This window comes from Microvirga sp. BSC39 (assembly GCF_000739015.1).
Lineage (GTDB): Bacteria > Pseudomonadota > Alphaproteobacteria > Rhizobiales > Beijerinckiaceae > Microvirga.
Genome location: NZ_JPUG01000052.1, coordinates 113,460 through 131,381, shown reverse-complemented (window position 1 = coordinate 131,381; position 17,922 = coordinate 113,460). Strand labels below are relative to the sequence as shown.

General features: G+C 61.9%; 16 protein-coding genes. 8 read left to right on the top strand and 8 right to left on the bottom strand.

Annotated elements, in window-relative coordinates; all coding sequences use genetic code 11:
• A partial coding sequence (locus MA07_RS07265; protein ID WP_036348663.1) for an ACP S-malonyltransferase occupies window positions 1–523 on the bottom strand: 523 nt, incomplete at its 3' end.
• A gap of 426 nt (window positions 524–949) precedes the next feature.
• Here MA07_RS07265 and rpoZ point away from each other — a divergent pair.
• The 4 genes from rpoZ (at window position 950) to MA07_RS07245 (ending at window position 5,142) form a co-directional block, all read left to right on the top strand.
• On the top strand, window positions 950–1,357 hold the full coding sequence (rpoZ, locus tag MA07_RS07260) for a DNA-directed RNA polymerase subunit omega (RefSeq protein ID WP_036348580.1): 408 nt from the start codon (window positions 950–952) through the stop codon (window positions 1,355–1,357).
• Between the two features lie 188 nt (window positions 1,358–1,545).
• Window positions 1,546–3,717 (top strand): bifunctional (p)ppGpp synthetase/guanosine-3',5'-bis(diphosphate) 3'-pyrophosphohydrolase, encoded by a 2,172-nt coding sequence (locus MA07_RS07255; protein WP_036348578.1) that lies wholly within the window; start codon window positions 1,546–1,548, stop codon window positions 3,715–3,717.
• A gap of 5 nt (window positions 3,718–3,722) precedes the next feature.
• A complete protein-coding gene (locus MA07_RS07250) occupies window positions 3,723–4,424 on the top strand; it encodes a gamma-glutamyl-gamma-aminobutyrate hydrolase family protein (RefSeq protein WP_036348575.1) in 702 nt (233 codons plus the stop codon).
• Window positions 4,425–4,446: 22 nt separating this feature from the next.
• A complete protein-coding gene (locus MA07_RS07245; protein WP_036348572.1) occupies window positions 4,447–5,142 on the top strand; it encodes an HAD family hydrolase in 696 nt (231 codons plus the stop codon).
• A gap of 66 nt (window positions 5,143–5,208) precedes the next feature.
• On the opposite strand, the gene MA07_RS07240 is transcribed toward MA07_RS07245, so the two are convergent.
• Together MA07_RS07240 and MA07_RS07235 are read right to left on the bottom strand one after the other, a co-directional pair.
• Window positions 5,209–6,696 carry a cadherin domain-containing protein gene (locus tag MA07_RS07240; RefSeq protein ID WP_036348570.1) on the bottom strand — a complete coding sequence of 496 codons (1,488 nt, stop codon included), beginning with the start codon at window positions 6,694–6,696 and terminating at the stop codon, window positions 5,209–5,211.
• Entirely contained in the window at window positions 6,639–7,739 is a 1,101-nt protein-coding gene (locus tag MA07_RS07235) for a hypothetical protein (protein WP_036348567.1), read from the bottom strand. The genes MA07_RS07240 and MA07_RS07235 overlap by 58 nt, the downstream gene beginning before the upstream one ends.
• Before the next feature lie 528 nt (window positions 7,740–8,267).
• On the opposite strand from MA07_RS07235, the gene pyrE reads away from it, so the two are divergent.
• Together pyrE and MA07_RS07225 are read left to right on the top strand one after the other, a co-directional pair.
• A complete protein-coding gene (gene pyrE, locus MA07_RS07230) occupies window positions 8,268–8,855 on the top strand; it encodes an orotate phosphoribosyltransferase (protein ID WP_036348565.1) in 588 nt (195 codons plus the stop codon).
• A gap of 238 nt (window positions 8,856–9,093) precedes the next feature.
• Window positions 9,094–9,738 (top strand): NYN domain-containing protein, encoded by a 645-nt coding sequence (locus MA07_RS07225; RefSeq protein ID WP_036348562.1) that lies wholly within the window; start codon window positions 9,094–9,096, stop codon window positions 9,736–9,738.
• A gap of 56 nt (window positions 9,739–9,794) precedes the next feature.
• Here MA07_RS07225 and MA07_RS07220 read toward each other — a convergent pair whose 3' ends face one another.
• The 3 genes from MA07_RS07220 to dapA are packed head-to-tail and all read right to left on the bottom strand — an operon-like array spanning window position 9,795 to window position 11,743.
• A complete protein-coding gene (locus tag MA07_RS07220) occupies window positions 9,795–10,325 on the bottom strand; it encodes an ACT domain-containing protein (protein WP_036348560.1) in 531 nt (176 codons plus the stop codon).
• Window positions 10,326–10,376: 51 nt separating this feature from the next.
• Window positions 10,377–10,850 carry an SsrA-binding protein SmpB gene (gene smpB, locus MA07_RS07215; RefSeq protein ID WP_036348558.1) on the bottom strand — a complete coding sequence of 158 codons (474 nt, stop codon included), beginning with the start codon at window positions 10,848–10,850 and terminating at the stop codon, window positions 10,377–10,379.
• Window positions 10,851–10,858: 8 nt separating this feature from the next.
• Window positions 10,859–11,743, bottom strand: a complete 885-nt coding sequence (gene dapA, locus MA07_RS07210) for a 4-hydroxy-tetrahydrodipicolinate synthase (protein WP_036348554.1) — start codon at window positions 11,741–11,743, stop codon at window positions 10,859–10,861.
• Window positions 11,744–11,931: 188 nt separating this feature from the next.
• On the opposite strand from dapA, the gene MA07_RS07205 reads away from it, so the two are divergent.
• Window positions 11,932–13,953: a lytic transglycosylase domain-containing protein gene (locus MA07_RS07205; protein WP_036348661.1), complete on the top strand. Its 2,022-nt coding sequence runs from the start codon at window positions 11,932–11,934 to the stop codon at window positions 13,951–13,953.
• Between the two features lie 45 nt (window positions 13,954–13,998).
• Complete coding sequence (locus MA07_RS07200; protein ID WP_036348551.1) at window positions 13,999–14,880, top strand: alpha/beta hydrolase; 882 nt, start codon at window positions 13,999–14,001, stop codon at window positions 14,878–14,880.
• 130 nt (window positions 14,881–15,010) lie between these two features.
• On the opposite strand, the gene MA07_RS07195 is transcribed toward MA07_RS07200, so the two are convergent.
• Complete coding sequence (locus MA07_RS07195) at window positions 15,011–16,258, bottom strand: porin (protein ID WP_052002915.1); 1,248 nt, start codon at window positions 16,256–16,258, stop codon at window positions 15,011–15,013.
• 505 nt (window positions 16,259–16,763) lie between these two features.
• Window positions 16,764–17,879, bottom strand: coding sequence for a 4-hydroxyphenylpyruvate dioxygenase (hppD, locus tag MA07_RS07190; protein WP_036348548.1), 1,116 nt, complete (start codon window positions 17,877–17,879; stop codon window positions 16,764–16,766).
• Window positions 17,880–17,922: the final 43 nt, after the last annotated feature.

The window sequence follows — 17,922 nt, the reverse complement described above, 5'->3', positions numbered from 1 at the left end:
GACCGGACACCACCACCTGGGCGCCGCCATTGTCGTTGGCCGCATCGCAGACCTCGCCCTGAGCCGCCTCGCGGGCGACCTCGAGGGCGGTATCGTATTCGAGGCCCAGAAGCGCCGCCATGGCACCCTGCCCCACGGGAACGGCATTCTGCATGGCGTTGCCGCGGATCCTCAGAAGCCGGGCCGTATCGGAAATGGACAGGCTGCCGGCGGCGGCAAGCGCCGAATACTCGCCGAGCGAGTGGCCGGCCACAAAGGCGGGATGCCGCTTCAAATCGAGACCGGCCTCGGCTTCCAGGACGCGGATGGCCGCGAGACTCACGGCCATGAGGGCCGGCTGGGTGTTGGCCGTGAGGGTCAGCTCCTCCGCGGGGCCCTCCCACATAAGGGTGGAGAGCTTCTGGGACAGGGCCTCATCCACCTCGTCGAAGACAGCCTTGGCTTGTGGGAAGGCCTCGGCCAGGGCCTTGCCCATTCCGACCGTCTGGCTTCCCTGACCGGGAAAAACGAATGCGCGTGTCATCAGGAATGGAACCCTCAGTTCAACGAATCCGCGCGGGACTCGCACCCGGAGGGCAAGGAGTCAAGGCGAAGCGCGCGCTACGCCGCACTTGACCTGTGATCAGATGAAGCGCCGCCACCCCCGCAACATCTGCCGGTTTACCGGGGGCCTTTGCCGGCTCAGATGTCTCAGGACAGCATTCAGGGCACGGCCGAGACTTCGCAGAACGGATCTTATGGCTCCCAAGAGCAGCCGTCCTCAGGCTTGACCTTGGGAAACCCTACCCATGCGGGGGTAGCTCCGCCGTGCGCCCTCGCACCTGTCCCCGGCGTATTCTCCGGCTTGGGCATAAGCCCCTGCGGCAGAACGCATCCTCTTGTTTTCCTGAGACAACCGGTGTATCCGGTCCCTCTTCCGATATTCTCATGACTGAAGAAGGAGCCCCTCATGGCTCGCGTGACCGTCGAAGACTGCATCGACAAGGTCGACAACCGGTTTGAGCTCGTGCTGCTGGCCAGCCACCGGGCCCGCCTCATCTCGTCGGGCTCGCCCCTGACGATCGATCGCGACCGCGACAAGAACCCGGTCGTGGCCCTTCGTGAAATCGCGGACGAGACCATCGCTCCGGACGACCTGAAGGAGCAACTCATCCACTCCATGCAGAAGTATGTCGAGGTGGACGAGCCGGAGGCCGAGGCCGTTCCGATGCTCAGCAACACCGCCGCAGCCCCGTCCGCGGGCAGCGACAACGACGCCGACGTGCAGTTCGACCGCATGAGCGAGGACGACCTGCTCCGCGGCTTGGAGGGCCTCGTTCCCCCGAGCAGCAGCGCGGACGACGACGACCGCGAATAAGCGTTCTCGCGACTTTCTTGAAAAGCCCGGCCCTGGCCGGGCTTTTTTGTTGGACACCTTAACCACGGACCGGCATGGCTGGTCTGCGGCAAGGTATTCAGCTTGCGGTCGGAAGACGTTGTACAATATCCTCAATGCCTTCCCGATTTTTAGCCAGAGAGACCGGGCCCAAAGGAGATGTCGGCCGTATGATGCGCCAGTATGAACTCGTCGAGCGGGTCAAGCGCTACAACCCCTCGGCCGACGAGGCGCTTCTCAACCGTGCTTACGTGTACGCCATGATGGCCCACGGCACCCAAAAGCGCGCATCCGGCGACCTGTTCTTCGGCCACCCTCTCGAAGTGGCCGCCATCCTGACGGACCTCAAGCTCGACGACGCGACCATCGCGGCGGCGGTCCTTCACGACACGGTGGAAGACACCCAGGCGACCCTCGAGGAGATCAACAAGACCTTCGGACCCCAGATCGGCGCCCTCGTCGACGGCCTCACGAAGATCAAGCGGCTCGACCTCGTTTCCAAGCGGGCAGCCCAAGGCGAGAACTTCCGCAAGCTGCTGCTGGCCGTCGCCGACGACGTGCGCGTGCTTCTGGTCAAGCTCGCTGACCGCCTGCACAACATGCGCACCCTGCAGTTCATGCCTGCCGACAAGCGCAAGCGCATCGCCGAGGAGACCCTCGACATCTACGCGCCGCTTGCCGGCCGCATGGGCATCCAGGAAATGCGCGAGGAACTGGAGGAGCTCTCCTTCCAGAATCTCGACCCGGAGGCCTATGAGGCCATCCAGCGCCATTTGGGCGAACTCTCGGCCAAGAGCGAGAAGCTGGTCGAGGAGATCGAGCGAACGCTGACGACCAAGCTGCGCGCGCAAGGAATCGAGGCGGTCGTCTCGGGACGTCAGAAGCGGCCTTATTCCATCTGGCGCAAGATGGAGCGCAAGTCCGTCTCCTTCGAGCAGCTCTCCGACATCTTCGCCTTCCGCATCATCGTGGGGAGCATCGACGAGTGCTACCGGGCGCTGGGAATCGTGCATACCAGCTGGCCCATGGTTCCGGGTCGGTACAAGGACTACATCTCGACCCCGAAGCAGAACGACTACCGGTCGATCCACACCACGGTGATCGGCCCCGGCAGCCAGCGTGTCGAACTGCAGATCCGCACCGAGGACATGGACGAGGTGGCGGAATACGGCATCGCGGCCCATGCTCTCTACAAGGAAGGCGTGAACGACAATTCGCGCCTGGCGACAGAGAGCCGGGCCTATCAGTGGCTCAGGCGCACCATCGATCTCCTGGCCGAAGGCGACAATCCGGAGGAGTTTCTCGAGCACACGAAGCTTGAGCTCTTCCACGACCAGGTCTTCTGCTTCACGCCCAAGGGCCGCCTGATCGCCCTGCCGCGCGGCGCGACGCCCATCGACTTCGCTTATGCAGTTCATACGGATGTCGGGAACACCGCGGTGGGCTGCAAGATTAACGGCCGCATGTCGCCCCTGTTGACCGAGTTGCAGAACGGCGACGAGGTGGAGATCGTCCGCGCCGAAGGGCAGACGCCCCCGGCCGCCTGGGAATCCCTGGTGGTCACCGGCAAGGCGCGCGCCTCGATCCGCCGCGCGACCCGGGCGGCGGTGCGCCGGCAATATACCGGCCTCGGCCACCAGATTCTGGAGCGCGCCTTCGAGCGTGCCGGCCGTCCCTTCTCCGACGAGAAGCTGAAAGGCGCCCTGCCCCGGCTGGCGCGGATCTCGGTCGAGGACGTCCTGGCCGCGGTGGGGCGCGGCGAGATGTTCTCAGGCGACGTGGTTCGCGCCGTCTATCCCGATTATTTCGAGGAGCGGCGCGCCGGCAGCGACGGCAGGAGCAGCGGACAGCCCGATGGCGTCGGCAAGAAGGGCGCCGGCGAGCATGCGAGCGGCATCCCGATCCGCGGGCTGAGCACCGATATGCCGATCAGCTTTGCGCCGGAAGGCGGCGCCGTGCCGGGAGACCGCATCGTGGGCATCATGACCCCCGGTGAGGGTGTGACGATCTATCCGATCCAGTCACCGTCGCTCGCGGCATACGACAACGAGCCGGACCGCTGGATCGACGTGCGCTGGGATCTGGAGGCTGGTTCGACCCAGCGCTTCCCGGCGCGCATTAAGCTTCAGTCGATCAACGAGCCGGGATCGCTCGCCCAGATCACCCAGGTGATCGCCGACCATGACGGCAATATCGATAACGTGTCCATGAAGCGGCGCACCCAGGACTTCACCGACATGACCATCGACCTGACGGTGTGGGACCTGAAGCACCTCAATGCCATCATCGCGGAGCTGCGCGCCAAACGCGTGGTGAGCCGCGTCGACCGTGTCACCGGATAAAGCCCATGTCTCAGAAGCCTCGCATCGCCGTCATCATGGACGAGAACACCAGCAGCGGCGGAACGCTCTACGAAACCACGAAAGCCTATTTCGTCGCCGTCCAGCGCGCCGGCGGCCTGCCTTTCGGCATCCCGTATATTCCGGAGATGATCGGGTCGGTCGTGGAGGAGTTCGACGGTTTCATCAGCGTCGGCGGACGCATCCGGTTTCCCCGCGATTGGTATGTTGCCGGCGACGAGTCCCGTTATCCGTCATCGGAGCGGCTTGAGGTCGAGCAGGCGCTCATGCGGGGCTTCCTCGAACGCGACAAGCCGGTGCTCGGCATCTGCAACGGCATGCAGATGCTCGCCTGTCTTCATGGAGCGCGGATGGTGCATGAGGTGAGAAAAAGCGGCCCGCATATTCTCACCCACGATGACCGGACGGCCATGCACCCCGTCGAGATCGTGTCGGGCACCATGCTGTCGCAGATCGTTGGCACCACACGCCTCGACGTGAACAGCCGTCACCAGGAGGCGGTTGTTGCCGTGTCCGATCATGCCGTGATTTCAGCCAGAGCGCCCGATGACGTGATCGAGGCCGTCGAGATCCCGTCCAGGCGCTTTGCCATCGGCGTCCAGTGGCACCCGGAAGCCTTTGCGGCTCAGGACAACCCTGGCAACAGGCTGTTCAGCGCGTTCGTGCAGGCGGCGCAACAGCGCCACTGAAACGCCATTGCAGGAATAACCGATGCCGATTTCCGTTCTCGGTCTCGATGCCGACGATACGCTCTGGCACAACGAGACATTCTATCAATCAACGCGCCAGCGCTTCACCGAACTGCTCGTCGATTTCGTCGATGCCAGGCGGCTCGAGGAGGAGATCGAGGCAACGGAGATGCGCAATCTTCGCCTCTATGGCTATGGCGCGAAAGGCTTCACGCTCTCGATGATGGAGACCGCCATCCAGGTGAGCGAGGGCAAGATATCGAGCCGGGCCCTCGGCGATATCCTGGCGATCGGACGCGAGTTGATGAACCACCCCGTGGAGCCCCTCCCCGGCGTTCACGAGGCGCTCGAAGCGCTCTCGTCGGAATACAGGCTCGTGCTGATCACCAAGGGCGATCTCTTCCATCAGGAATCGAAGCTCGCGGCCTCCGGCCTCGGCAGTTTTTTCTCAGGGATCGAGATCGTCAGCGAGAAAAAGGCGGACACCTACACCCGCATCTTCTCGCGTCACGGCGCCGGTCCGGAGCACGCGGCCATGGCCGGCAACTCCGTGCGCTCCGACGTGCTGCCGGCGCTGGAAGCCGGCAGCTATGCCGCGCTCATCCCTTTCCACCTCGTCTGGGCGCACGAGGACGCGCCGCTCCCCACCGAGCATCCGAGATTTGCGGAACTGCCATCCTTGGCGGAACTGCCCCGGTGGCTGGCCGAGGTTTCCTGATCTCGAAAAGCACGTGCCGCCTGGCTCATCACCGGGCGGCACGGTTTGGCAGCCTATGTCACTTCGTCAGATGACGAAGAGGTCTGAGTACTTGAGGGTGGCCTTGTTGGTCAGGGTGGCGATCAGGATCTGCGCCTTGGCTCCCCTACCGTCCTCATCGTAGTACAGTTTGCCGGACCGCTTGTCGTAGATGATCCGGTCCTCCGCATCCTGGGCCTTGGTGTTCTGCACGAACATGTCGGACTTGAACTTCTTCGGCTTGGAGGCCGTGCCGGAGCCCAGCTTGGTGAAGTACCGGTTCTCCAGGTAGATGCTGTCGTCCTGGAAGCGGAAGTCGCTGATCTTGTCGACGTTGGTGCGCTTGTTCGCACGCATGTCGAACACGAAAACGTCCTTGCCCGCGCCCCCTGTGAGCAGATCGTTGCCGACCCCGCCATGGAGCCGGTCGTCCCCAGCCAGACCCGAGAGCACGTCGTTGGCGCCGCTGCCATAGATCGTGTCGTTGCCGTTCTCGCCTGTGAGCACGTCCGCCTGCGGCGTGCCCCAGAGGGTGAACGGGGTCGTCTCGTCCGTCTTGTCCGTCACCGTGATGGTCACGGCCAGTGTGGTCTTCCCGCCAAAGCCGTCGTCAGCCTGGATCGTGACTTGATGATTGGGCTTCGTCTCGAAATCGAGCGGGCCGTTGACCACCAGCTTGTTGCCCACAATTGCAAAGGCCGAGCTGGAGCCGGGCATCAGGGTGTAGGTGAGCGTGTCCCCGTCTGCATCCCTGGCCGACAGCGTGCCCACCCCGGCGCGGTGAGGCGCGTTCTCCTGAATGCTGCTATCCGACAGCTGCAGGTTGGTGGGAGTCGCGTTGGTGAGAGCCACCATCTCGACCTGACCTGCGCTCTCGAAGCGCAGCAGCCGAATGTCCGTCAGCGTGTCGGTACCGTCGGTTCCGGTAACCGTCACACGGCCGTTGGCATCGGGAGCACTGATCGTGTAATCGGCCCGGTGGCCGGAAAACACGGCAGTGTTCTTGCCTGCGCCGCCATTGAGCACGTCGTTGCCGGCACCGCCCTTAAGCATGTCGTCACCGGTCTCACCGAAGAGAGAGTCGTTTCCACCAACGCCTTCCAGGGTATCATTGCCTGCATCGCCATAAAACTCATCGCCACCGTCTGCGCCGGTCATGCGATCGCCGAAGGTAGAGCCCGAATAGGCGTTTATGCCATGAAACTGATCGCCTGCAGCGGCGCCACCATGTTCCTTGGTGGTGAGGTTGAGGACGATGGCGCCGGCTTTCCGGTAGCTGGCCATGTCCCAGCCTGCGGCAGCACTTAGCGAGCCACCATACAGCCTGTCGTTGCCAGCGCCAGCGAACAGGAGGTCGTCACCCGCTCCACCGCTGAGGGTGTCATCGCCCTCACCATCCTCAAGCGTGTCATTCCCGTGACCGCCATAGAGAGTATCATTGCCGGTATGACCATTCAGCGTATCAGTGTAGATGGTACCTACGAAACTGTCTCCGCCAGCGCCACCGTGCCAGTCTTGGGCATCACGGTTGTCCATAATCTGGGCGCGGACACTTGGTGAGGCTCCTTGTCCAAGGTTCTCCCAGCCAACGATAAACCGCCCATCGGGCAAAACCGTAATTGTAGGCTCCGCCTGACGTTCGGCGAGATCGCCGTGAACAGTGTCGGACTGGCGGTCATCGAACCGGTTGCATTATGCACCTGTGCCCGAACATCTCCATCTCTCTCGTATGCTAAAGCAAATCCGCCATCAGGAAGCGCAGCAACAACGGGCTTATTAATCTCTAACGTCGATGAGATGAGCTCCCATACTGCAGATCTGTCACCATCAGCTTCGAAAATGACGGCTTTGATTTTATATGTGAGATCCGGAAAGCGCTCGGTATCAGGATCCACCCAAGTGACGACGAAGCGCCCGTTAGCTAGTGCAGTAACAACGACATCGCTTGGAAAGACTCCAGTCGCGATCGTCATAGTTTCTTCGACAATTGCGCCGTTATGAGCGCCGAGCAAAATTTGACTGTTGTTAGGGTCCAGCGCCGCTGAAATGAACATGCCAGCATAACGGGCACCCTGAGGCGACCCAGCCATAGCTGCGACGGAGTGCGATTCAAAATTTCCGGCCAACCCGAAATCAATGGTGTTGCCAGTTGCATCAAATACTCTCGTGCCGACCCCGGTTGAGCCTTCATGTCTTAGAGCGGAGACAATGAAGCCATCACCATAAGAAGCAATGCGAGGTGAAGTCTGGTCGCTAAAGGTCGTGCTTGTCGCAACGAAATCGTCGCTCCTGGCTGTACCATTTGCAGAGAAGACCCGGGCCCTGATGTCGATGCCTGTCGGCCCTTGAGTATAATCCATCCAAGCTACAGCAAAGCCACCATCCTTGAGGGCGGTGACGACCGGCTTTCTCTGGGAGGAAGGTGCGGACGTTCCATTCTGAGCCGTATCAGACGTATTGACCTGGAAGGGATCGTTTTTCGGTGTTCCATCAGCGTTGTAGATTTGTGCAACGACATCGAAATCGCCGTCGAATCGAGTCCAGACAGCAACGAACGTGCCGTCCTTCAGCGCTGTCACCTGCAGTTCATAGGGCTCGCCGGTTGAAGCAAAGTTGATTTGATTGTCCTACTTTGAAAGCTCTGCCATTCCATCCTCCACATAAATAAATCGTGTCCACATTTCGACACTTTATGTTATATCAATAACACTAGGCAAACTACCCTAAGGGAGATGATTTAATGTGCGGAGCGGCACATCAGGGATTGAGGGGCCAGCACATCTAGGCGGGCAGAATTCCCATCAGCAAACGAATTCCGGCATCGCAACTGATGTACGGGCTGTCCGCAGCAATCCGAATGCATGCACTTCAAGGTTTAACGCCTATGGGAAGACCCAATAAACGTTGTTTATGCAGGACGCAGCAGTGAGTGCCGCATGAGACGTAATTGAACGAATGGCTCATTTTTGCCCACATATCCTCAACTGAGACATACATTAGGCTCACCTTTGAGCTTTAAGATGATTGCACCTCCACTAGAACCCAAGAACGACCCTTGCCTCCCGCCCCTCCCCCTGCCAAACAGCCCTGACGCAGGAGGCACAGGCATGACCCCGAACGACGTTCTCGAAGAATTCCGCTCCGCCGGCGCGCTGCTGGAGGGGCACTTCATTCTCTCATCGGGGCTGCACAGCCCGGTCTTCCTGCAGAAGATGTTCGTGTTTCAGGATCCGGCCCGCACGGAGCGGGTCTGCCGGGCGCTGGCCGAGAAAATCCAAGAGCGGTTCGGATCCGTCGATTACGTCGTGTCACCTGCCGTCGGCGGGATCGTCCCGGGCTACGAGACGGCCCGGCATCTGGGGGCCAAGGCAATCTTCGTTGAGCGTGAGAACGGCGTCTTCGTGCTGCGCCGCGGGTTCACGATTCCCGAGGGTGCCCGTGTTGTCATGGTGGAAGACATCGTGACGACAGGCCTTTCCTCTCGGGAATGCCTGACATCCCTTGCGGAGCACCCCGGAACGATGCTCGGCGCCGCCTGCCTTATCGACCGCTCCGGCGGCAAGGCGAATCTCGGTGTACCCCTCGTGTCCCTCGTCCAACTCGACATCCCGGCCTATGCGCCGGACCAGATTCCACCCGAATTGGCGGCTCTTCCGGCGGTGAAACCGGGCAGTCGCAGCCTGAAATCAAAATAGCTGTTTATTTGTCACACATAGGCTTGACTGCCTTGGTTCCGACAACTTGACTCTTGGAATTTACACGCCATTAAGTATTTTGCATTGTCAGGATTACTGGTCCGAAGGGTTAATAGCAGCCTGTTCTGGGGCACGTCATACATTTTTCGCGCAGTTTTATTGCCTGCGCAAATAATCGATGTTGCTTGAATAATGAAGGTTGTTAGGCCGCTCCGGCAGACACAGATAGAGAATACTTATGTCAGGCCAGCAGCGGATCGCTCTCTTCATTGATGGCGCCAACCTTTACGCTACCACGAAAACTCTCGGCTTCGATATCGATTACAAGCGCCTGCTGAAGGAATTTCAGGGCCGCGGCTCGCTCGTACGTGCCTTTTACTACACGGCCCTTGTGGAAGATCAGGAATATTCATCCATCCGCCCGCTGATCGACTGGCTCGATTACAACGGCTACCGCGTGGTCACGAAGCCGACGAAGGAGTTCGTCGACTCCGCCGGCCGCCGCAAGGTCAAGGGCAACATGGACATCGAGCTCGCCATCGACGCGCTGGAGCTCTCCCCCTTTATCGATCACATGGTTCTGTTCTCCGGCGACGGCGACTTCCGCTCCCTCGTCGAGGCGATGCAGCGCCGCGGTGTTCGGGTTTCGGTGGTGTCCACCGTCACCACGCAGCCGCCGATGGTCGCCGACGAACTGCGCCGGCAGGCGGACGAGTTCCTCGACCTGTCGCAGCTCGCGTCCCGGATCGGCCGCGATCCTTCGGATCGCCCGCAGCGCCCCATGAGCGAGAATGGAGAACGCCCGCGTCCGCAGCCGCGCAGCCCCGCGCTCGAGAGCCGCTACGGCATCCGCCAGCCGCAGGACGACGAGCTCGATATCTGACGCGATCAAGCGGAAGAGCATCATGGCCGGGCAAGGCCCGGCCATTTTCGTTCGGATCAGAGCGAGCTCTCTTCCACCTGGCAGCTCAATCCCAGCGCACCGGCGGTGTTGCTGACGGTGGCCAGGCACAGACCGGCCCGATCAGGCGGAACCGAGACGGCAAAGCGCGTCACATAAAGTCCACCCTCGGCCTCCGGCAGCTTGCGCGCCTCGAGGCGCACGATGTTGGCCTCGTATTGCTTGAATACCTCGGCCAGACGGGCCACGAGGCCGAGCTGATCGCCGCCGCTGATGGCGATGCGATGGGTGACGCTTCCTGCAGGGCCGGGGCTCGGGTCGAAAGCATAGGGCACCGCCCGGACCTCGGCGCCTTCGAGTTCCGCAAGCTGCTTGAGGCCGGCCTCCACGTCACCCGCCGTCACGTCCGGCGGGAGCTCGCACAGAGCCACGAACTCGGCTCCTGACCCTAAGGCCGCAAAGGTCGTGTCCCGCAGGTTCACGCCGATATTGAACAGGTGCTCGGCAATGGCTGCAACAAGCCCGACCCGATCGGGTCCAAGAACCGACACCAGAGCCACGGACGCCATAGCTTCCCTCCTGAACAATCGGAAGGAGATCTAGCGCAACATGCCCTTGCGTCAGCCCTTGTCGCGCATGAGGCGAGCCTTCTCCCGGTTCCAGGAGCGCTCCTTCTCCGTCTCGCGCTTGTCGTGCAGCTTCTTGCCCCGGCCGAGACCGAGTTCCACCTTCGCGCGGCCGCGATCGTTGAAATAGATCTTGAGCGGAATCACTGTGAACCCCTCCCGCTGCGTTGCGCCGATCAGCTTATTGATCTGGTTCTTGTGCAGGAGCAGGCGCCGGGGGCGCTTGGTCTCGTGGTTGAAGCGGTTGGCCTGCAGGTACTCGGGGATATAGGCGTTGAAGAGGTAGAACTCCTCGCCCGAGGGCCCCGCATGGGCCTCGCCAATCGTCGCCTTGCCCTGGCGCAGGGATTTCACTTCCGTGCCGGTGAGCGCGATCCCTGCCTCGTAGGTATCGATGATCTCATAATTGAACCGCGCCTTCCTGTTGTCGGCGACGACGCGATTGGGACTCTTTGGATCTTTTGCCATCAGGTTCTTTAAGCGTTGATGAGGCCCGCATGGACCATGGCCGAGCGAACGGCCTGCTTCGCGTTGTCGGAGGCGGGCACCAGCGGCAGGCGCACATCGTCCTGCATGAGGCCGAGCAGCGATGCCGCGTACTTCACGGGCGTGGGATTCGTCTCGATGAAGAGGTTCGTGTGCAGGGGCATGAGCCGGTCCTGCACCTTCAGGGCCGAGGCATAATCGCCGTTCAGGCAGGCGCTCTGCATCTCGGCACAGAGCCGCGGCGCCACGTTGGAGGTCACGGAGATGCAGCCATGCCCGCCATGGGCCATGAAGCCGAGCGCCGTGGCATCCTCGCCGGAGAGCTGGATGAAATCCGGCCCCATCACCTGCCGCTGCAGGCTGACCCGCGCCATGTTGGCGGTGGCGTCCTTCACGCCGGCAATGTTCTTCAGCTCATAGAGCCGCGCCATCGTTTCCACCGACATGTCGATCACGGAGCGGCCGGGGATGTTGTAGATGATGATCGGAATGCCGATGGCGTCGTTGATGGCCTTGAAGTGCTGGTAGAGGCCTTCCTGCGTCGGCTTGTTGTAGTAGGGGGTGACGATCAGCACCGCGTCGGCGCCCACCTTTTCCGCGTGCTTGGAGAACGCCACCGCCTCGGCGGTGCTGTTGGAGCCGGCGCCGGCGATTACCGGTACCCTGCCTCTCGCCTCCTCGATGCAGATCTCGACGACCCGGTCATGCTCCTTGTGGCTCAGCGTTGGGGTCTCGCCGGTCGTGCCCACGGGAACGAGCCCGCTGGTGCCCTCCTGGATCTGCCAGTTGATGAAGGACCGGAACGCTGCCTCATCCACGGCACCATCCTTGAAGGGAGTCACCAGGGCCGTGATGGAGCCTTTGAATTGGGTCATGAATCTTCCTCGGTAAAGTGCGCCGGGTCCTAGAGGCCACAAGGGTTTAACACATAGGGGGTGCGGCGCATGGGCGCAAACGTTCCTTCGGGGAGTTGTCCTAGCTCGGCTCTTAGTGTTTCCTCAAGAGAAACGTCGTCACAATGAGTTGCGGGCGACAGCAAAGGGGTCAGCGGGTGAGCCTCAACATGCGTCTTCTCATAGGTCTTGTGACATCGGTCGCGCTTGTCCAAGTCTCCACCCTCGCGGTCCATGCAAATCAGACGCCCCAGACCAGCACCTTGGAAACCTTTGTTCCGGCCAATCCGGTGCCGGGAGACCTGGATCACCTCGCCGGGATCTTCAAGGCCCATCGGGACAACGATCTGACCGAGGCCGAGATCCTCAGGACCAAGCTCGCTCAGCCGGCCGCCCGTGCTCTCGCAGAGTGGTACGCGATCCGCAGCGGCACGCCGGTCACCTTCGACCGGATCATGGCCTTCCGAAAGGATTATCCGGACTGGCCCCTGACCAGCCAGATCCGGCGCAGAAGCGAGGATGCCCTGCTGGCCGAGCGCCGGTCGCCGCCCCAGGTCCGCTTCTTCTTTGCCAACCAGGCACCTGTCACCCCGGGCGGACGGATCGCGCTTGCCTTTGCCCTGAAGGCCGATGGCCTCGAGCAGGAGGCCCATGAAAAGATCCGCCATGCATGGCGCGAGGATACGTTCGGCCCCGACGTGGAGCGCCGCATCCTCGACCAATTCCCCGGCCTGCTCTCCCAGGCCGATCACCGCTTCCGCATGGAGCGTCTGCTCCTCAAGGAAAATTGGGGCGGCGCGCAGCGGGCAGCGAGCCATGCCGGCAAGGGTTACGAGCTTCTCGTCAAGGCGCGTATGGCCGTATTCCAGGGCAAGAAGAAAGCCGAAAAAGCTTTCGCGGCTGTTCCTTCCTCTCTGAGGAACGACCCCTCTTACCTGTTCTCCCGCGCTCTGCTCCAGCGCCGCAGCAACAACCTGGCCGAGGCCGCCAGCATCATCATGCAGGCGCCGCGCGACCCGGAGTTGCGGGTCGACGGCGACGAGTGGTGGGCCGAGCAGCGCCTGATCACCCGTGAGCTTCTCGACAAGGGCGATGCCAAGACGGCCTATGAGGTTGCGAGCCATCACGCCGCCGAGTCCCCGGTGCAGCAGATCGAGGCGGAGTTCCACGCGGGCTGGATCGCCCTGCGCTTCCTGAACGATCCGGCGAAGGCCTCTCAGCACTTTGCCGCCGTCGCCAAAACGGCCTCGACTCCCATCTCCCTTTCGCGTGTTGCCTATTGGCAGGGCCGCGCAGCGGAGGCGGCCGGCGAGGCTCAGAACGCCCGCCTGTTCTACGAGCGCGCCGCCGATCAACCCACGACCTATTATGGGCAACTCGCCCAGGAGAAGCTCGGTCGGACCATCGCATTGAGAAAGGTTGATGCTCTGACGGAGGATGAGCGCAAGACCTTCAACGCCCTCGTTCCGGTTCAGGCGATTCAGCTGCTGCAGCAGATCGGCGAGCAGGATCTGGCCATGGGTCTCTACTCCGATCTTGCCCAGACCCTGGGTGATCCCGGTCAGCTCGATGCGCTTGCAAGCCTCGCAACGTCGCAGCAGAATCCCCGGGCGGTTCTCGCCATCGGCAAGATCGCCCTTCAGAGAGGCTTCCCGCTCGATCAGCATGCCTATCCCCTGGCCGCCATCCCGGACTTCCAGCCCGTTGGCGACGAGGTGGAGCCCGCCATGGTCTACGCCATCGCCCGCCAGGAAAGCGCCTTCAATCCGCGCGCCATCTCGAGCGCCGGCGCGCGCGGCCTCATGCAACTCATGCCGGAGACCGCCAAGAGGACCGCCAAGCGCTTCGGCGTCGGGTTCGATCTCAAGCGCCTGATCGAGGATCCCTCCTACAACGCAAAGATCGGCTCCGCCCATCTCGGCGAACTGATGGAGGATTGGAAGGGCTCCCATATCCTGGCCTTCGCGTCGTACAATGCGGGCGGCGGCAACGTGATCAAATGGGTCCGCTCCTATGGGGACCCCCGCAAGCCGGATGTGGATGAGGTCGATTGGGTGGAGCGCATCCCCTTCTATGAGACCCGCAATTACGTGCAGCGCGTTCTCGAGAACCTGAGGGTCTACCGTCAGCGCCTGAACGAGAAGGCCATACCGGCAGCTCCCGCAACGGCGGACGCGACAGGCACCAACTAGTCAGGCAAGATGCAGCTCATCAACACCCAGTGACCATGGATTGAGATGAGCGACACCTACCGGGATCTTTTCGTGTCTGCAGCCGACGGGCTGCGCCTTTACACCCGGGACTATGACCCTGGCATAGCCGGCGCCCTGCCGGTCGTGTGCCTTTCTGGCCTCACGCGGTCATCCGAGGATTTTCACGAGCTTGCCGTGGCCCTAAGCCGCGATGCCTCACGCCCCCGTCGCGTCCTGTCCCTGGATTATCGGGGCCGCGGCCGTTCCGATTGGGACAAGGATTGGCGCAACTACGACATCAAGATCGAGCTGAACGATGTCCTGCAAGTGCTGACAGTAGCAGGGATCGAGAAGGCAGTGTTCGTCGGCACGTCCCGGGGCGGTCTGATTACCATGGCCTTGAGTGCGATTCGCCCTCCCCTGATCGCCGGTGCGGTTCTCAACGACATCGGTCCCGTGCTCGAAGCCGGAGGACTCAGCCGGATACGCGGGTATGTCGGCAAGTTGCCGACGCCCCGCACCACGGATGAGGCCATGCAGATCCTGCAGCAGGCCTCGGCAGCAGAATTTCCTGCCTTCACCGACGAGCAGTGGCAGGCCCTGGTGCGGGTGACATGGCGTGAGGTCGACGGTCAATTCGTTCTCAATTACGACCCGAACCTGATGAAGACCCTTGAGGCTTCAGATCCCGAGGCACCGCTGCCTGATCTCTGGCCGCTCTTCGAGGGATTGAAGCCGTTCCCTCTCCTGGTCGTCCGCGGCGAGCACTCGGACCTGCTGTCAGCCGGAACGGTGCAGGCCATGCAGGAAAGGCACCCTCGTCTCACGGCGATCACGGTCCCTGGCCAGGGACATGCCCCGGCTCTCGACGGCAATCTCACATGGGTGATCGAGGAGTTCGTTCTGTCGGTGGAAGACTCTGCCTGAAGGGTGAATACGCGGGGGCTCGCTACCCGATCACGTTGGCCACTGATGTCGTCAGCTCCGGCATCGACAGTGCACAAAAGAAAACCCCGGTGTTGCCACCGGGGTTTTCCTGTCCAATCAGACGAGCCGATTAGAAGTCGCGCTGGATGCGGAAGCGAGCTTCCCAGCGATCGTCGTTGTCGACGGTTACGCCCTCAACGTCGATGTTGGCATAGAGAACCTCAACACCGATGTCCAGGCCGGAAACCGGCGTCCAGAAGGTGTTAACGCCAACGCGCCACTCGTCGAAGTCGGCAATACCGACCGGAGCATCGCCACCGTACTCGACGCTAGCATACGAACCATGGATGTTCGAACGCAGGGTCGGAGCCCAGTAGTGACGCAGACCACCGGCGACCTGCCAACCGCTGCCGGTCTCGACGTCGCCATCGGCGCCGACGAAGGCATCGACGACGGGAACGGAACGGATGTTGCCGGAAGCGGCAACGCCCGTCACGTTCGAGCCGAAGCCGAGGTAGCCGAGAGCGCCGTCAGCATAGGCAGCAGCGAACCACAGGGCATCGCCAGCGCCGAGAGCCGGCAGGTTGAGGCCAGCCTGAAGGCCAATTGCCCAGCCGAGCTCGCCCTCAATGAAGTCGAGGCCGTCGGCTTCAAACGCGGTGGCGCGGGTCTGATGCAGAGCACCGGAGAGCTGGACTGAACCCCAGGTGCCGGCATACTTCACGTTACCGACGAGGTCGGGCCAACGCTGGCCAGCAGTAGACGCGGTGTCGCCAGCGCCCAGGAGGTTGCCGGCGAAGGAGCCCTCTTCCAGCGACAGGGTGGCCGAGAAGCCGTTGCCGAAGGAGAAGGTGTAGGCCAGCAGGTTCACGTCCGGATAGTCGTAGAAGCGGAGCGTGGTGATGTTGCCGTTCGGCAGGTCTCCGTTGGCGAAGAACGAGGTCGTGCGACCAGCGGTCAGACCACCGAACTGGATGTAGGCCTGAGCGAGGTTCGGGCTATTGCCAGCGCCGAAACCAGACTGCGAGTTGTACACGCCGGTGTTGCGGTCCATCTCCATACGCACGAAGGCGCGGAGGAGGCCGTAAGCGGTGGCGGTGCGGGCGTCGAGCTGAACACGACCGCGAGCGCGGAAGCCGATGGAAGCGTCCGTGCGGAACTGCGGCTCGAGGTACTGGTACTCAGCGCGGACGCGGCCAGCAACGCGAAGGCAGGTTTCCGTGCCCGGGATGTAGAAGAAGCCTGCGCCGTAGGTGGAGCAGACGCGAACGTATTCAACAGCAGCAGCCTTCTTCACGGGAAGGTCGGCAGCTTGAGCTCCGGCAACAGCCGCGAGACCCGCGACCGATCCGAGGAAGAGGCTCTTAACGAGCTTCATGGTTAAACCTCCAAAGTTTCGAGACCCTGGGGGGCCGGGTTTTTGTGCCTCGGTGACTTCATCGAAGCCCTAAACACGTCCCTTTTCCCCTAGTACCCGGCGGCTCGCCTTCTCGGTCGAACCCACCAGGATCACGACTGGGGTGCCCCCGTCGCTGGAGCCACATTATCCATCACCGCCCCGCAAGCAACCGAATGAAGGCGCAAAACGGGCAGCAGCGGGGGCTTTTCAGGGGCATGTTGCACAAACGCAACGTTCACGCCCGACTTCTTTACTTTTCGTTAAGACTTTGGCCCGGACCTTCATAAATCCTTAAGGAAAAAGGCTTTCAGGGCCATCTCAAAGTCGCGTGATCACCCGCAGAGCCCTCTTTTCACCGGCCTGCTACGTGGCGGTCCCTGTGAATAACAGCATCGCGTCGGCGGCCACGGCTTCGTCCAAATTCCAAAAAGAAAAGAGGCCGGAGCAGGTCCGGCCTCTTTTCGAATCGGCGATCCGGCAGGGATCAGGCGACCTTCGGACCAATCACGCCGCGGCGAATCTGATCCTCCTCGATGGATTCGAAGAGGGCCTTGAAGTTGCCCTCACCGAATCCGTCATCGCCCTTGCGCTGGATGTATTCGAAGAAGATCGGGCCGATAGCGGTCTTGCCGAAGCGCTGGAGCAGCACTTTCGTGAAGCCGCCTTCGACCACCCCCTCCCCGTCGATGAGGATGCCGTTCTTCCTCAAGCGATCGAGCGGCTCCTCATGCTTGGGAAGGCGCTTGTCGATGCGCGAATAGTAGATCTCGTTCGGCGCCGGCATGAACTCGAGACCTGCATCGATGAGCGATTCGATGGATTCGTAGAGGTCGTGCGAGCCCAGCGCCACGTGCTGGATGCCCTCGCCCTTATATTCCTGCAGGTATTCCTCGATCTGCCCAGTCTCGCCCGCATCCTCGTTGATCGGGATGCGGATCTTGCCGTCAGGGCTCGTCATCGCGCGGGAGTGCAGCCCCGTCAGCTTGCCCTCGATGTCGAAGTAGCGGATCTGGCGGAAGTTGAAGAGGCGCTCGTAGAACCCGGCCCATTCGTTCAGCCGTCCGCGATAGACGTTGTGGGTCAGGTGGTCGATGTAGTGGAGGCCGACGCCCGTCGGCTTGGGATCCTTCTCGCCGAGCCATTCGAAATCGACGTCGTAGATCGAACCCTTCGCCCCGTAGCGGTCGACGAAATAGATCTGCAGGCCTCCGATTCCCTCGATGGCTGGAATCTCCAACTCGTTGGGTCCGACCTGCGTCTGCACGGGTTTCGCTCCCATGGAGAGCGCGCGGTCATAGGCATATTTCGCATCGGCAACGCGGAAGGCCATGGCCGGAGCGGACGGGCCGTGCTGGGCTGCAAACCGCTCGGCGAAGGAGCCCGGCTGCGCATTGACGATGAAGTTGATGTCGCCTTGCCGGTAGAGCAGCACGTTCTTCGAACGGTGCTTGGCGACGACGCTGAAGCCCATGGTCTTGAAGAGACGGTCGAGAGCCTGCGGGTCGGGATGGCAGTACTCCACGAATTCGAAGCCATCTGTCCCCATCGGGTTCTCTTCGGAAATGGCGGCCGGGGGCGCATCGTGCGGAAACGGTCCCATGGTCTTCCTCCTGTCATGCCTCCGGTGGGGAGGCCTTTGTCAA